Here is a 15,002-nt window from a genome sequence, read left to right on the forward strand (position 1 = left end):
CGTCGGGCGGTTGGGTCCTCGGGCGGGGTGTCACCACCGCCCGGTAAAGTTGGACATCCATCGCCCGCACCATCGAAGGAGCGCGACGGCGCAAGCCGAGCACATGGTCGAATCCACCCCGCAGTCGCAGCGTTCAGCCCACCCGTCCGCCGCCGTGCCCGCCCGGGTCGAACACCGGATCACGGTTCCCACGCAGGTGTCGATGGTGGAGCTGCTCGGGCTCCAGGACCAGGTGCTGCGCGCCATCGAGTCCGGTTTCCGCACCGTCGACCTGCACGTGCGCGGCAACGAGATCCGGATGTCCGGACCCGCGGGTGACGTGGCGCTCGCCGCCCGCCTGGTGGACGAGCTGATCGAGATGGCCGCCGCCGGTACCCCGCTGACCCCGGAGGTGGTGACCCGGTCGGTGGCGATGCTGACCGCGGGCACCGGCACCCGCCCGGCCGACGTGCTGAGCATGAACATCCTGTCCGGCCGCGGCCGCAACATCCGGCCGAAGACCACCGGGCAGAAGTCCTACGTGGACGCGATCGACCGGAACACGATCACCTTCGGCATCGGCCCGGCCGGAACCGGCAAGACCTACTTGGCGATGGCCAAGGCGGTGCAGGCGTTGCAGGCCCGGGAGATCAACCGGATCGTGCTGACCCGCCCGGCGGTCGAAGCGGGGGAGCGGCTCGGCTTCCTGCCCGGCGGGCTGTCGGAGAAGATCGACCCCTACCTGCGCCCGCTGTACGACGCTCTGCACGACATGGTGGACCCGGACTCGATCCCGCGGCTGATGGAGGCCGGGACGATCGAGGTCGCGCCGCTGGCCTACATGCGCGGGCGCACGCTCAACGACTCCTTCATCATCCTGGACGAGGCGCAGAACACCTCGGCCGAGCAGATGAAGATGTTCCTCACCCGACTCGGATACGGGTCGAAGATCGTCGTCACCGGCGACGTGACCCAGGTGGACCTGCCCTCGGGCACGCAGTCCGGTCTGCGGGTGGTGGAATCGATCCTGGCGGACGTCGACGACGTCGCGTTCTGCCGGATGTCCTCCTCCGATGTCGTCCGTCACCGCCTGGTGAGCGACATCATCGACGCCTACGCACGCTGGGACACGAACAAATGAGCATCGAGGTCAACAACGAGTCCGGGCACCCGGTCGACGAGGCGGAGTTCGCCGCGCTGGCCCGGTTCGTGCTGGACCAGATGCACGTCCACCCGCAGACCGACCTGTCCATCCTGTTCGTCGACACCGACGTGATGACGGACCTGCACGTCAAGTGGATGGACGAGCCGGGCCCGACGGACGTGCTGTCCTTCCCGATGGACGAGCTGCGGCCCGGTCGCGCGGACGAGCCGACCCCGCCCGGCCTGCTCGGTGACGTGGTGCTCTGCCCGGAGGTCGCGGTGGAGCAGGCCCGCACCGCCGGTCACTCCACGGTGGAGGAGATGCTCCTGCTCACCACGCACGGCATCCTGCACCTGCTCGGCTACGACCACGCCGAGCCGGAGGAGGAGAAGGAGATGTTCGCGCTGCAGCGACATCTCCTGCTGACCTTCCTCGCCGGGCGATGAGCGAGGTCCCGATCGGCCTGCTGGTCACACTGGCGGTGCTGGCCCTGCTGGTGGCCGCGCTGCTGTCGGCGGGCGAGGCGGCGATCCTGCGGGTCTCGCGCGGGCAGGTGGCCGACCTGGCCGCCACCCGGCACCCGGCCGCCGAGCGGATCGAGGCGCTGTGCGAGGACCGGGCACGGGTAGCCTCCTCGGCGGGCACCCTGCGACTGCTCTGCGAGATGGTCGCCGCCGTCTGCATCACCCTGGCGATCGCCGCGAGCACTTTGAGCTGGTCGGTCGAACTGGTGATCGCCGTGATCGCCTGCGCCTTCCTCACCGTCGTGCTGGCGCGGTTGAGCCCGCGGTCGGTGGGGCAGCGGCGCGCGATCTCGGTGCTGAAGCTCACCGCCCGGTCGCTGGCAGGGGTGCGCCGGGTGATCGGCCCGCTGCTGCGGATCGCCGAGCCCTCCGGTGATCTGGACGAACGCGAGCTGCGCGAGATGGTCGAGCGCGACGGCCGGGAGCCGATCGACGACGAGGAGCGCGAGATGCTGCGCTCCGTGCTCGGCCTGGGCGAGACCCTGACCCGCGAGGTGATGGTGCCGCGCACCGACATGATCACCACCGGTGAGCAGACCCCGCTGCGCAAGGTGCTGTCCCTGCTGCTGCGGTCCGGCTACTCCCGGGTGCCGGTGATCGGTGAGCAGGTGGACGACCTGCGCGGGGTGATCTACCTCAAGGACCTGGTGCGCCGGCTGGAGGAGGACCCCGCCGCCGCCGACGCCCCGGCGCTCAGCGTGGTCCGGCCCGCGGTGTTCGTGCCGGAGTCCAAGCCGGTGGACGAGCTGCTGCGCGAGCTGCAGGCCGGTGCCTCGCACATCGCGATGGTGGTGGACGAGTACGGCGGCATCGCGGGGCTGGTCACCATCGAGGATGCGCTGGAGGAGATCGTCGGCGAGCTGACCGACGAGCACGACCCGTCCGCACCGCAGGTGGAGGACCTGGGCGGCGGGACCTTCCTGGTCCCGGCCCGGCTCGGCCGCGACGAACTCGGCGAGCTGTTCGGCATCGAGGTCGAGGACGACGACGTCGACACCGCCGGTGGCCTGCTCGCCAAGTCGTTGGGCAAGGTCCCGATCCCCGGTTCGGCCGGTGAGATCCACGGGCTGCGGCTGGTGGCGCAGGGCACCGAGGGACGCCGCAAACGAGTGGCTAGGGTTCTGGTCAGTCGGGTTCCCGACGAGGAAGCGTCAGAAGATGCCGCGGAGAACGCGGTGATGAGCTCAGAAGAAAGGCCCTGATGGTGACCCATCGATCCGGCTTCGCCTGCCTGGTGGGACGGCCGAACGCCGGCAAGTCCACCCTGACCAACGCCCTGGTGGGCCAGAAGGTGGCGATCACCTCCGGTCGCCCCCAGACCACCCGGCACACCATCCGGGGCATCGTGCACCGGGAGGACGCCCAGCTGGTGCTGGTCGACACCCCGGGGCTGCACCGGCCGCGCACCCTGCTGGGCGAGCGGTTGAACTCCCTGGTCAAGGACACCCTGACCGAGGTCGACGTGATCGGCTTCTGCCTGCCCGCTGACCAGAAGGTCGGCCCCGGTGACCGGTTCATCGCCGAGCAGCTGGCCGAGCTGAGCCGCGGCCGCCGGGGCACCCCGGTGATCGCGATCGCGACCAAGGCCGACCTGGTGGGCAAGCAGCGTCTGGCCGAGCATCTGCTGGCCATCTCCGAGCTGGGCGACTGGGCGGAGATCATCCCGGTGTCCGCGCAGGACGGCTACCAGGTCGAGGAGCTGGAGCGTCTGCTCACCGGGTACCTGCCGGAGGGCCCGGCGCTCTACCCCGAGGGCGAGCTGACCGACGAGCCGGAGTCCGTCATGGTCGCCGAGCTGGTGCGTGAGGCGGCGCTGGAGGGGGTGCGGGACGAGCTGCCGCACTCGCTGGCGGTGCAGGTGGAGGAGATCCTGCCCCGTGAGGTCGGCGAGGGCGAGGCCCCGATGGTGGACGTCCGGGTCAACCTGTTCGTCGAGCGGGACTCGCAGAAGGCGATCGTCATCGGTCGTGGCGGGTCGCGGCTGCGGCAGGTGGGCACCGACGCGCGCCGGGGCATCGAGGCACTGCTCGGCACCCGGGTCTACCTCGACCTGCACGTCAAGGTGGCCAAGGACTGGCAGCGCGATCCGAAGCAGCTCGGCCGCCTGGGCTTTTGATGGCGGCACGTGACGAGTCGTCCCCGCGTCCGGGGGAGAGCCCCGGGCGTCGTCGGCGACGGCTGGTCCGCGACGCCGAACGAGAGGCGGGGGCGCATCGACCGCGGTCGGCGCGCCGGGACGCGGTCTACCGGCTGATCGGTGGCGTGCTGGCCGGGGCGATCCTGCTCGCGGTGATCGGCTCGCTGATGGGGCCGGAATGGCGACCGTTGCCGGTGACCGATCCACTGACCGTGCAATCGTCGTCCACCGCCATCGGGGACGCTCCGGAGCTGTCCCACTACGACGTGGACACCCACGTGGTGGAGGTGCAGCTGGACGGGGCGACCGTGCAGGCCAGGGTCCTGACGCCGATGGATGCGCCGGACCCGGTGCCCGCGGTGCTGTTCGTGCACGGCGCCGGGACCGGCAAGTTCGAGGACGCCTTCGTCGCGCAGGCCTACGCGCTGGCCGAGGCCGGGGTGGCGACGATGGTGCCGGACAAGCGGCTGGACACCTACTCGATGCGGCACCGCGACTACGTGGCGATGGCCCAGGACTACCTGGCGTCCTTCGACCTGCTGCGTTCGTTGCCGGAGGTCGACTCGACCCGGGTCGGGATCTACGCCGAGTCCGAGGGCGCCTGGATCGCCCCGGTGATGGCGGCCGAGCGGGCGGCGGTGGACTTCGTGGTGCTGGCCTCCGCGCCGGTGGTGCCGCCCCGGCAGCAGGCGGGCTTCGCCGTGGACCAGTACCTGCGCAACACCGGGGTGCCGGACCAGGTGTTCCGGGCCATCCCGCGTGCTGTCGGCATGCGGCTGCCCGGGGGTGGCTTCGAGTACGTGGACTTCGACGTGGCGCCGTACCTGCGGCAGACCACCCAGCCGGTGCTGATGGTCTACGGCACCGCCGACCAGTCGATGCCGATCATCCAGGGCGCCGAACAGGTGATCCGGGACATCGGCATCGCCGGGAACGGCGACTACACGCTGCGCTACTACGGCGGCGCGGACCATGGCATCCGGATCGACGGCACCGTCTCGCCCGCCTTCCTGCGGGACCTGTGCGGCTGGGTGCTCGGGCTGCCGGACACCGCCCGGGCGGCACCGCGGATCGCCGGAGCCCAGCCCGAGCAGCTGTACCTGGCCCAACCGGTGCCGCAGCCGCGCTGGCTCGGCGACGGTGATCTGTTGCTGGTGCTCATCATCGGCGCGGTCGGCGTGGCGGTGCTGCTCCCGGCGACCCGGTGGGCGGCGGTCGGCTGGCGGCACTGGCGTGGGCAGCCGGCCCTGCCCGGCCGGGACGTGCCGCTCACCCGGCGACTGACCCTGCTGAGCGCCGCCACCGTCGCGACCGTGATCGCGCTGGTCTGGTACCTGGTCTCGGTGGCCCGGCTCGCGTTGGACTACGAGCGGAACGGCTGGGTGGTGCAGGGTGGGTGGCTCGGCGTCCGGCTGCTCGGCCTGTCGGCCGTGCTGGCGGCTGTGCTGGTGATCGATCGGATGCGTACCCTGCGGCGGATCGGTCGACCGCTGGTCAACGGGGTGTTCGGACATGTGGCGGTGTGGGGGACGACGGTCGCCTGCGCCATCCTGTTGGTGGTGCTCGCCTACTGGGGCGTCTACCAGCTGGGAATCTGACCGGCGATCAGCCGGGGACGGGGGAGTGATGCGGACGACCTGGGGTTCGGCCACCGATCGCGGCCGGGTGCGCGCGTTGAACGAGGACGCGCTGCTGGCCCATCCGCCGGTGTTCCTGGTCGCCGACGGGATGGGCGGCCACGAGGCGGGTGACGTGGCCAGTCGGCTCGCGGTGGAGGAGTTCGCGCAGACCGCCGGGTTGACCAGCGTCGAGCCCGCCGACCTGCAGGGCTGCTTCCAGCGCGCCGCCGCCCGGATCCGGGGCACCTTCGAGCGCCGGGAGGGGGGCACCACGGTCGCCGGGGTGGCCCTCGCCGACCAGGACGGGGTGGCGCACTGGCTGGTGTTCAACGTCGGCGACTCGCGGGTCTACCGCTGGTCGGACCGGGAGCTGACCCAGCTCAGCGTGGACCATTCGGTGGTGCAGGAGCTGATGGACACCGGCCGACTCAGCGCCCAGGACGCCGAGCAGCACCCGGAACGCCACGTGCTGACCCGCGCGCTGGGCACCGGCAGCGACCCGGAGCCGGACTACTGGCTGCTGCCCGCTCAGCCCGGTGACCGGCTGCTGCTCTGCTCCGACGGTCTGACCAACGAGTTGACCCCGGAGCAGATCGCCCTGGTGCTGGCGGACGGATCCGACGCGTCGGAGGCGGCTGCCGCCCTGGTCCGGCTCGCCGTGCAGGCCGGTGGCCGGGACAACACCACCGCTGTGGTGGTCGATGCGCACGCCGGACCGGAGAATGCTCCCGGATGGCTCGCGTTGGCGGGGGTTCCGACCGATGGGAAGTGGGACGACAGCGTCGACGGCGCGACCATCCCGCGTCCGCGTCACCAGGTGGAGGATCGATGAGCGTGCCCGAGTACACCCCAGGCGAGTGGTTCGGGGTGGTCGCCGGCGACATGGCCGTGCTCCTGCACCCGGAGACGCCGGAGCCGGTGGTGCTCGCGGTGTGGTCCACGCTGCGCGCCCGCGAAGGACTGAGCCGACCGCTGGAGGCCCTGCTGGTCGACGGGATCAGCGGCCTGCACGCCTTCGCCGCGGCCCGGGTCTCCGGGGGAGTGCACACCGCGCTGCGGGGCGACGTGACGATCGTGACCACCCGGGACGGCGAGCGCCATCAGCGCACCGCGCCGCAGGTGGTGCTGTGGACCGAGGACAGCGACGACGCGGCGGAGCGAGTGGAGCTGCGTGCGCCGGGTGCGTCGACCGCCGGCGCGCTGCCGATCACCGAGGGCGTGGTGCGCGCGTCGTCCATCGTGCTGGACGGGACGTTGGAGGCGGAGGACGTGGCGGTGCCGCGCACTGCCGCTCCGCGCACCGCTGCCCCGGTCGGCCCGGTCGCCCCGGCCCGCCCGACGCGACCGGTGCGCCGTCGTGACCGCGAGGCGGAGCTGCCCCCGCGACCGACTCCGCCCACTCCGGCCCCGGTCTCGACTCCGGTCCCGGCCTCGGCCGCCGCCACCGAGGTCCTGCCCGCGATCCCGACGCCGAAGCCCGAGCCCGCCCCCGAGCCCGCCCCCGGGACCGGCCTCCCGCCGGTCGACGGCCCGCGCTCCTGGCCCGCCGTCGCGCCCAGCCCGCAGCCGGCGCCCACCCCGGCTCCGGCCACGCCGGTGGCCACCGCTCCGGCGCCCGCCCTGCCCGGCCCGGCCTCCGACGACGACCACGACGGCATGACGATCCTCAGCGGCGAGCTGGCCAGCATCCGGCAGAACCTGCCGTCCTGGGCGGTCTCCGACTCCGGCCAGTGGCCGTCCGCCACCTCCACCGGCTCGACGCCCACCGCGAGTGCGGGGCCGTCCACCGGTGGCACCGCGGCGGTGCCGTTGACGCCTCCGGCACCGGCCCCCGACTCCTTCCCCCGGGTGGCGCTGTCCACCGGCGTGGTCGTCCCGGTGGACGGTGTGCTGCTGATCGGTCGCGCGCCCCAGGCGGCGCGCGCGGCCGAGGGTGTCCGCACCCGGCTGGTGGCGGTGCCGAGCCCCACCCAGGACATCTCCCGGACCCACGCCGAGATCCGGGTCGAGGCCGACCGGGTGCTGGTCACCGACCTGTTCTCCACCAATGGCGTCTCGGTCTCCTCCGGCGGGCTGCCGCCGCGCAAGATCCCCGCCGGGGAGCCGGTCGCGGTGCGGCCCGGTGAGCTGGTGGACCTCGGCGACGGGATCACGTTCACGGTGGAGCCGCCTGCATGAGTCCACGGGAAGCCGCGCAGCCGCCGCGACTTCCGGGCTACACCTTCTCCCGGGTGCTCGGTGGTGGTGGTGCCGCCGACGTCTACGCCTACCAGCAGCAGCTGCCCCGGCGGGACGTGGCGATCAAGGTCCTGCTGCCCACGGTCGACGACGCCGAGCGGTCGGCCTTCGAACGCGAGGCGGACCTGACGGCACGGGTGTCGCACCACCCGTCGATCGTCACCGTCTACCAGGCGGGGGTCACCGACGACGGGCGCGAGTTCCTGGTGATGGAGCTCTGCCCGCGCGCCACCCTCGGTCAGCGCTATCGGGCCGAGCGGATCGCCATCGCGGAGGTGCTGCGGATCGGGGTGCAGCTGGCCTGCGCCGTGGAGACCATGCACCGGGCCGGGATCGTCCACCGGGACATCAAGCCCGCGAACGTGCTGTTCAACGACCTGGGTCGGCCCGTGCTGAGCGACTTCGGCATCGCCGCCCCGGTGGACGACCACGCACCGGCTGTCGGCATGTCGATCCCGTGGGCGGCCCCCGAGCTGCTGACCGCCTCGCCGCAGGCGGGTCCCCGCGCCGACGTCTACTCGCTCGGCGCGACCCTGTTCTCCGCGTTGGCGGGTCGCTCACCGTTCGAGCGCCCGGGCGGCTCCAACGAGGCCGCCGAGCTGGTGGGTCGGATCGAGCGCGGCACCCCGACGCCGATGGCCCGGGACGACCTGCCACCCCGGCTGCGGACGGTGCTGGCCCGCGCGATGGCGGTGGACCCGGCTCGTCGGCACGCCCACGCGGTGGACCTGGCGATGGACCTGCGCGCGGTGGAGGCCGACCTCGGCCTGCCGTTGACCCCCCTGGACCTGGGCGAGGACACCGCCGCCGCCACGACGGCCGCCGATCCCGACGCGACCCGGATGCGGCCGGTGCACGCGGTGTCCCCGGGCCCGGTCGCAACCCCGGTTCCCACCCCGGCGAGCCCGGTCGACCACGACGCCACCAGGATCCGCCCGGTGCACGCGGTGCCATCGGCACCACCGGGAACGGTGCCCCAGGGAACCGCTGTACCCCCGGGAACCGCTGTGCCCCCGGGAACCGCTGTGCCCCCGGGAACCACCCCGGCCGTGGACGTCCGGGTGTCCGTCGACCCCGAACCGCGACGCCGCCGCACCGGCCGCCTGGTCGCGGGCCTGGTCTCCGGTGCCGTGGTGGTCGCCGCCGTGGTCGTGGTGCTGCTGGTCACCCAGAACCCGGATCGCGGGCAGAACCGGGACGACGACCCGCTGGCGAACCCGGCACCGACCGTCGGCCTGACGGTGCCCACCCCGATCGGCCTCACCGGCACCCGGCAGGCCGACGGCAGCGCGGTCTTCAGCTGGCGCAACCCGGACCCGCAGGACGGCGACACCTACCTGTGGGGCCTGCTGCGCAGCACCGGGCAGACCCAGGTGCAGCCGGTGGACGAGCCGGGGATCGTGATCCCGGCCGCCGACCTCGCCGACATCGAGGGCCAGGTCTGCATCGAGGTCTCCGTGGTGCGCGCCGATCGTCGCGCCTCCACCACCCCGGCCGAGGGGTGCACGCAGTGAAGTGGCCCTGGGACCGCAAGCGCACCGCCTCCACCGCCGCCGTGGTGACGGTGCCCGCCGTGCTGGCCACCCTCGCGGTGGTCAACCCCGGTTTCCCGCTGGCCCAGGTCGAGCTGAACGACGGCGCGGTGTGGCTGACCGCGACCAACACTCTGCAGCTGGGCCGGTACAACGCCCAGGTCGAGGAGCTGAACGCCGGGCTGGTCGCGAAGAGCGGTGACTTCGACGTGCGGCAGGAGGGGTCGGACGTCCTGCTGGTCGAGCCGGGCACCCTGACCGTCGTCGACCCGGCCTCGGTCGCCGCCGCCGCCGAGGTGCCGGTGCCCGCCGGGTCGCAGGTGTCGATGCAGGCGGGCACGGTCGCGGTGCTGGACGCCGACGGCCAGCTGTGGGTGCGCACCCTCGCTGACCTCCCGCTGTTGCAGACCGGCACCGACCCCGCCGACGCCACCGTGGACGGTGACGCGCGGGTCGTGGTCGCCGACTCCGGAGACGCCTTCCTGGTCGCCGCGCAGACCGGTGACGTCACCCGGGTCACGCCGCACACCGGCGGCGCGTCGACCACCAGTGCCGAGACCGCGCTGGGCGGAGGCGTCGACGCGGTGACCGCGGTGGGGGACACCGTGGTCGGACTGGACGGCGACACCCTGCGCACCCCGGGCGGTTCCGCCTCCCTGGGGCTGAGCTCGCCGGTGCTGCAGCAGCCGGGCCCGCGTGCCGACACCGTGCTGGTGTCCGGCAGCAGCGGGCTGGTCGAGGCGTCGGTGGCGAACGGGTCGGTCACCGCCGAGTACCAGGCCGGGGGCGGCGGCACCCCCGCGGCGCCGGTCCGGGTGGGCGAATGCGCGCACGCCGCCTGGCCGTCGGCCCGGGACAACTACCTGATGCTGTGCGACGGCCAGGACGAACAGCTGCTCACCCTGGACGGTATGACCTCCGCCGCCACCCTGGTCTTCCGGGTCAACCGGCAGGTGGTCGCCCTGAACGAGACCCGGGACGGACGGCTCTGGCTGCCGCTGCAGGACACCGAACTGCGCGAACCCGACTGGTCGCAGGTGATCCCGGAGGAGGAGACCCAGGACGAGAGCGAGCAGGCCGACGGCGACCGCACCACCCACGAGCTGGTCGCCGAGTGCTCCACCAACAGCGCCACCCCCTCCGCGGTGGACGACGACTTCGGGGTGCGACCCGGCCGCTCGGCGATCCTGCCGGTGATCGACAACGACACCTCCTCGGACTGCGGCATCCTGGTGATCACCGAGTTCGACCCGCTGCCGGAGAGCTTCGGCACCCTGGAACCGGTCTACGGCGGCCGGGCGTTGCAGGTCCGGGTCGCCCCCGGGGCCAGCGGCAGTGCGACCTTCAGCTACTCGATCAGCGACGGTCGCGGCACCAGCTCCCCGTCCACCGCCAGCGTGACGCTCACCGTCCGGGACACCCAGAACGACCCGCCGGTGCAGGAGCGCACCGGCAGCATCCTGGTCGAACAGACCGCCAGCGCCACCTACCCCGTGCTGGCCGACTTCATCGACCCGGACGGCGACGAGCTGACCCTGGTCAGCGCCACCGCGGAGAAGGGCACCGCCCGGTTCCGGCAGGACGGCACGCTGACCTACGTCGCCGACGGCGGTGACCTGGGTCCGACGACGGTGCACGTCCTGGTGTCGGACGGGACCAACACCACCGAGGGCACCGTCGACGTGGACGTGCGCGCCGCGGGGTCGTTGGACCTGCAACTGGACCCGGTGCACGCCGAGACCTACGTGGGCCGCACGGTGGAGCTGCGCCCGCTCACCGCGGTGCGCACCCACGGTGCGGAGACGCCCCGGCTCGCCGGGGTGGACCAGGTGGGCGGCACCACCGTGACCCCGGACCTGGAGCAGGGCACGATCGCGTTCAGCGCGCCCCGCGCCGGGACCTACTACGTCTCCTTCACCATCACCGCCGCACCCCAGCAGGCGACCGGGCTGGCCCGGATCGACGTGGTGGACCCGCCCGAGACCCCGCAGCCGCCGACCGCCGTGCTGGACCGCGCCTGGCTGCCCACCGGCGGGACCATGACCGTGGCGCCGTTGGCGAACGACACCGACCCGGCCGGCGGGGTGCTCGTCGTGCAGTCGGTCAGCGCCCCGGAACAGCTGAAGGTCGCGGTGCAGAACCACGAGCTGGTGGAGGTCGCCGCGGTGGGTGCCCTCACCGAGCCGGTGGTGCTGGAGTACGTGGTGACCAACGGCAGCGCCAGCGCGGTGGGGGAGATCCTGGTCCAGCCGGTGCCCCCGGCCAGCACCTCGCAGCCGCCGGTGGTGCCCAACGCCGTGGCCGAGGTCCGCACCGGCGGGGTGGTGACCATCCCGGTGCTGGCCGACGCCTACGACCCGGACGGCGACACCATCTCCCTGGTCACGGAGTTCGCCGAGCCGCTGGGCGAGGGCCAGGGGCTGATGTTCGTCTCCGGCGACGTGCTGCGGTACCAGGCACCCGACACCGCGATGACCGTGCGTGCCACCTTCATCGTCCAGGACGCCACCGGCAACCAGACCGCCGCCACCGCCACCGTGCGGGTGCACGACTCGGACCCGGCCACCAAGGTCCCGCCCCGCCCGAAGGACGTCGTCGCCCGGGTGTTCATCGGTGACACCGTGCGGATCGCGATCCCGCTGGTCGGCATCGACGTGGACGGCGACGGCGTCAGCCTGCTCGGGGTGGACACCGCCGGCACCAAGGGCCGGGTCACCGCGGTCGGCGCCGACTGGCTGGAGTACGAGGCGCTGCCCGGCGAGTCCGGCACCGACGAGTTCACCTACGCCGTCGAGGACTGGACCGGCCAGCGCGCCGTCGGCACCGTCCGGGTGGGCATCGCCGACCGTCCCGAGGACAGCAACCGGGTGGTCGCGCGCGACGACCAGGTCACCGTGCGACCGGGGCAGCGGGTCGAAGTCCGGGTGCTGGACAACGACGTCGACCTGGCGGGCGGTGACCTGAGCGTGGACCCGGCGCTGGAGCTGCCGGAGCAGGTCGAGGCCGAGGTGCAGGGCAGCCGGATCGTGGTGGACGCGCCCGGCGCCGAGGGCACGTTCGGGATCGGGTACACGGCGGTGAACGAGCGCGGTGCCAGCAGCGGTGCGGTCCTGACGGTCCAGGTCGACGCCGACGCGGCCCTGCTGCCGCCGGTCGCCAAGGACATCGTCGTGCCGCCCGCCGACACCATCGACAAGACCGCCGTGGACGTCGACGTGCTGGAGGTCGCCCAGAACCCCAGCGGACCGATGTCCGACCTGGAGGTCTCCGTGCCGACCAGCGCGCAGGACGTGGCGACGGTGCTCGCCGACGGCACCGTGCGGGTCACCCTGGCGGACACCGCGCAGACCCTGCCCTACCGGCTGACGAACACCGCCGACGACACCGGCACCGCCACCGCGTACGCCTTCATCACCGTGCCGCCGCTCGGCTTCTTCCCGCCTCAGGTGCGCCCCCGCGCGGACGAACTGCGCGTGGCCAGTGGCGACACCCTGACCATCCCGCTCGGCGCGCAGGTGCAGGTGGCGCCCGGCCGCACCGCGCAGATCGCCGACCCGACCGCAGTCACCGCCACCCGGTCGAACGGGGGTCCGCTGGTGGTCGACGCCAGCACCCTGCAGTTCACCTCCGAGGCCGGGTACGCCGGGCCCGCGTCCATCACGGTCCCGGTCACCGACGCGACCGGCCCGGACGACGCCAACGCCCGGACCCGGACTCTCACGCTGCCGATCACCGTCTTCACCGAGGACGACTACCCGCCCACCTTCTCGCCCAGTCGGATCGAGGTCGCCCCCGGCGAGGCACCGGTGTCGGTCGACCTGCGCACCTTCACCCAGGGGGTGGAGGGATCGACCGGCGACCAGGCCTACGGCTTCCGGCTGGTCTCCGGCGCACCGGCCGGGTTCTCCGCGAGCCTGGACGGCACCCGGCTGAGCGTCTCCGCCGCCACCGGCACCGCCAAGGGCAGCGCGGGGACGATCCAACTGGAACTGAGCTACGGCCGCTCCGGCACCATGGACGTGCAGGTCGAGGTCCGGGCGATCGCCAGCACCCGCCGCCTGGCCAGCGTGCCCGACCGGGTGATCAACGACGCCGTGCAGGGACAGGACTCCGTGGTGGACGTCCTCGCCGGGGCGTACAACCCGTTCCCGGACCAGCCGCTCACCGTGATCGGTGCCAGCGTGCAGACCGCCGGGACCGGCACCGCCAGCGTCTCCGGCAGCAACGTCGTGGTCCGGCCGAATGCTGACCTGACCGGGCAGATGGTCGTGCAGGTCCGGGTGCGTGACGCCACCAACGACGCGGCCCGTGAGGTCGCGGCGACCATCTCGCTCCGGGTCCGTGGCAAGCCGGCCGCGCCCAAGGCGCCCCGGGTGGGCGCGGAGGTCCTCGATTCGCGGGCGATTCTGAGCTGGGACGCGCCAGACGCACGAGGTGAGCCGATCACGGGGTATCGAGTGACGGTGAGCCCTGGTGGACAGCAGCGCGCATGTGTTTCAACTACGTGCACGATCGACGGGCTCACGAACAACGTTGGCTATACCTTCACCGTGGCTGCGCAGAACGCAGTGGGGTGGTCTGATCCGAGCCCTGCCTCCACGGTCGTCACACCGGACGCTGTGCCGGATGCGCCGTCGCGCCCAACTCTGGTGAGAGGTGACGGCACCATCACCGCGAGGTGGGAAACGCCAGCATCCAAGGGTTCTCCCGTCGATTCGTACACCGTTACTCTGCTCGGCGGGCGGGGCGGATCAAGTACACAAACTACGTCGGGAACGTCATTCAGCTGGTCAGGGCTGCAAAACGGAACCGAATATACTGTGCAAGTTCGTGCCCACAATCGGGCTCCCCAGCCCAGTCCATGGAGCCTGGCCGCCTCAGCCACTCCGGCTGGACTGCCGGGACGACCCGCCGTGACAGCGAGTCGGGTGGACACGCCGCTCGGTGGCCAAATCACCGTCGAGTGGACGCCGGTCGACCCGAACGGATCGCAGGTTCTTGAGTATCAAGTGTCCATCAGTCCGGAAATCGGTGTTCGTTCTGTCGGGGGTGCCGAAACCGCGCTGACTTTCGATGCTGTGAATGGCACGCCCTACTCTATTTCGGTGGCAGCTCGCAACGACGTGGGTGTGGGACCGAGTGGCCAGACGACCGCAACTGCCTACGGCTCGCCTGAGAAGGTAGGTCAGCCGACGGTGCGGGTTTCGGGGGATCCAGGTTCAGGTGTTGTGCCAGAAGCGGGACAGGGTACTGCCGACATCTCATGGCCGCCCGCGAGTGGCCGAGGCTCATGGGTTCGCTATCAGGTTTCCCTCGATGCGGGAACTAATTGGCGCGACGTGAGCGGTACCTCTCTTCATCTCAATCGACTGACGGGTGGACAGACCCTCACCGTTGTGGTGCGTGCCGTAAACACCGTTGGTCCGGGTGAGTCGTCCGTCGCTACGACGGTGGTTCCCAAGACCCTCCCCGGACAGGTTGACGGGTCGCGGGTTGCTGTGCGAGCTGATGACCAGCCCGCTGGTGCTCAGCCACAGAACGCCCAGGTGAGTTGGGGATCCGTTGAGTCGGGTGACGGCTCTCCGATCACGTACGAGGTCAAGCTGACCGCGCGCAACAACGGCGCGACCACGAGCGCCGTCAGTTCCGAAACGTCAGTTGTCCTGACCGTTCCCACAGGCCTTTCAACTGACGGTGCATTGGACGTCACGATCACCGCGCGCAACGGGCTCGGCGAGACGACCCAAAAGGTCCAGCGAGACGTGCCCTGGACAGCAGCCCCCGCGCCGCAGCCCACGAGCACTGGCTGATGACCAGCCATCGACCTAC

At 72.1% G+C, this 15,002-nt stretch carries 9 protein-coding genes; all 9 read left to right on the forward strand.

Annotated elements, in window-relative coordinates; genetic code table 11:
• Window positions 1-103: 103 nt before the first annotated feature.
• From HGK68_RS05150 to HGK68_RS05190, 9 genes are read left to right on the forward strand one after another with little or no spacing between them, the layout of a single operon-like run.
• The gene (locus HGK68_RS05150; RefSeq protein ID WP_169164989.1) at window positions 104-1,120 is read left to right on the forward strand and encodes a PhoH family protein; all 1,017 of its coding nucleotides are present in this window, start codon (window positions 104-106) and stop codon (window positions 1,118-1,120) included.
• Entirely contained in the window at window positions 1,117-1,569 is a 453-nt protein-coding gene (ybeY, locus tag HGK68_RS05155) for an rRNA maturation RNase YbeY (protein ID WP_169164990.1), read from the forward strand. Before HGK68_RS05150 ends, ybeY begins: the two co-directional genes overlap by 4 nt.
• Entirely contained in the window at window positions 1,566-2,849 is a 1,284-nt protein-coding gene (locus HGK68_RS05160) for a hemolysin family protein (protein WP_169164991.1), read from the forward strand. Before ybeY ends, HGK68_RS05160 begins: the two co-directional genes overlap by 4 nt.
• Window positions 2,849-3,763, forward strand: coding sequence for a GTPase Era (gene era / locus HGK68_RS05165; RefSeq protein WP_169164992.1), 915 nt, complete (start codon window positions 2,849-2,851; stop codon window positions 3,761-3,763). The genes HGK68_RS05160 and era overlap by 1 nt, the downstream gene beginning before the upstream one ends.
• The gene (locus tag HGK68_RS05170; protein WP_246260602.1) at window positions 3,763-5,382 is read left to right on the forward strand and encodes an alpha/beta hydrolase family protein; all 1,620 of its coding nucleotides are present in this window, start codon (window positions 3,763-3,765) and stop codon (window positions 5,380-5,382) included. The genes era and HGK68_RS05170 overlap by 1 nt, the downstream gene beginning before the upstream one ends.
• A gap of 28 nt (window positions 5,383-5,410) precedes the next feature.
• Entirely contained in the window at window positions 5,411-6,235 is an 825-nt protein-coding gene (locus tag HGK68_RS05175) for a PP2C family protein-serine/threonine phosphatase (protein WP_169164993.1), read from the forward strand.
• Window positions 6,232-7,581: an FHA domain-containing protein gene (locus HGK68_RS05180; protein ID WP_169164994.1), complete on the forward strand. Its 1,350-nt coding sequence runs from the start codon at window positions 6,232-6,234 to the stop codon at window positions 7,579-7,581. Before HGK68_RS05175 ends, HGK68_RS05180 begins: the two co-directional genes overlap by 4 nt.
• Window positions 7,578-9,155, forward strand: a complete 1,578-nt coding sequence (locus HGK68_RS16225; protein WP_169164995.1) for a serine/threonine-protein kinase — start codon at window positions 7,578-7,580, stop codon at window positions 9,153-9,155. Before HGK68_RS05180 ends, HGK68_RS16225 begins: the two co-directional genes overlap by 4 nt.
• A complete protein-coding gene (locus HGK68_RS05190) occupies window positions 9,152-14,983 on the forward strand; it encodes an Ig-like domain-containing protein (RefSeq protein WP_169164996.1) in 5,832 nt (1,943 codons plus the stop codon). The genes HGK68_RS16225 and HGK68_RS05190 overlap by 4 nt, the downstream gene beginning before the upstream one ends.
• Window positions 14,984-15,002 lie beyond the last annotated feature (19 nt).

It is taken from the genome of Cellulomonas taurus, from assembly GCF_012931845.1.
Lineage (GTDB): Bacteria > Actinomycetota > Actinomycetes > Actinomycetales > Cellulomonadaceae > Cellulomonas > Cellulomonas taurus.

Bases quoted from the DNA above. Each gene is read 5' to 3' on its own strand.
- HGK68_RS16225 (WP_169164995.1), top strand. From the start codon at position 7,578: ATGAGTCCACGGGAAGCCGCGCAGCCGCCGCGACTTCCGGGCTACACC.
- HGK68_RS05160 (WP_169164991.1), top strand. From the start codon at position 1,566: ATGAGCGAGGTCCCGATCGGCCTGCTGGTCACACTGGCGGTGCTGGCC.
- HGK68_RS05175 (WP_169164993.1), top strand. From the start codon at position 5,411: ATGCGGACGACCTGGGGTTCGGCCACCGATCGCGGCCGGGTGCGCGCG.
- era (WP_169164992.1), top strand. From the start codon at position 2,849: ATGGTGACCCATCGATCCGGCTTCGCCTGCCTGGTGGGACGGCCGAAC.
- ybeY (WP_169164990.1), top strand. From the start codon at position 1,117: ATGAGCATCGAGGTCAACAACGAGTCCGGGCACCCGGTCGACGAGGCG.
- HGK68_RS05170 (WP_246260602.1), top strand. From the start codon at position 3,763: ATGGCGGCACGTGACGAGTCGTCCCCGCGTCCGGGGGAGAGCCCCGGG.
- HGK68_RS05180 (WP_169164994.1), top strand. From the start codon at position 6,232: ATGAGCGTGCCCGAGTACACCCCAGGCGAGTGGTTCGGGGTGGTCGCC.
- HGK68_RS05150 (WP_169164989.1), top strand. From the start codon at position 104: ATGGTCGAATCCACCCCGCAGTCGCAGCGTTCAGCCCACCCGTCCGCC.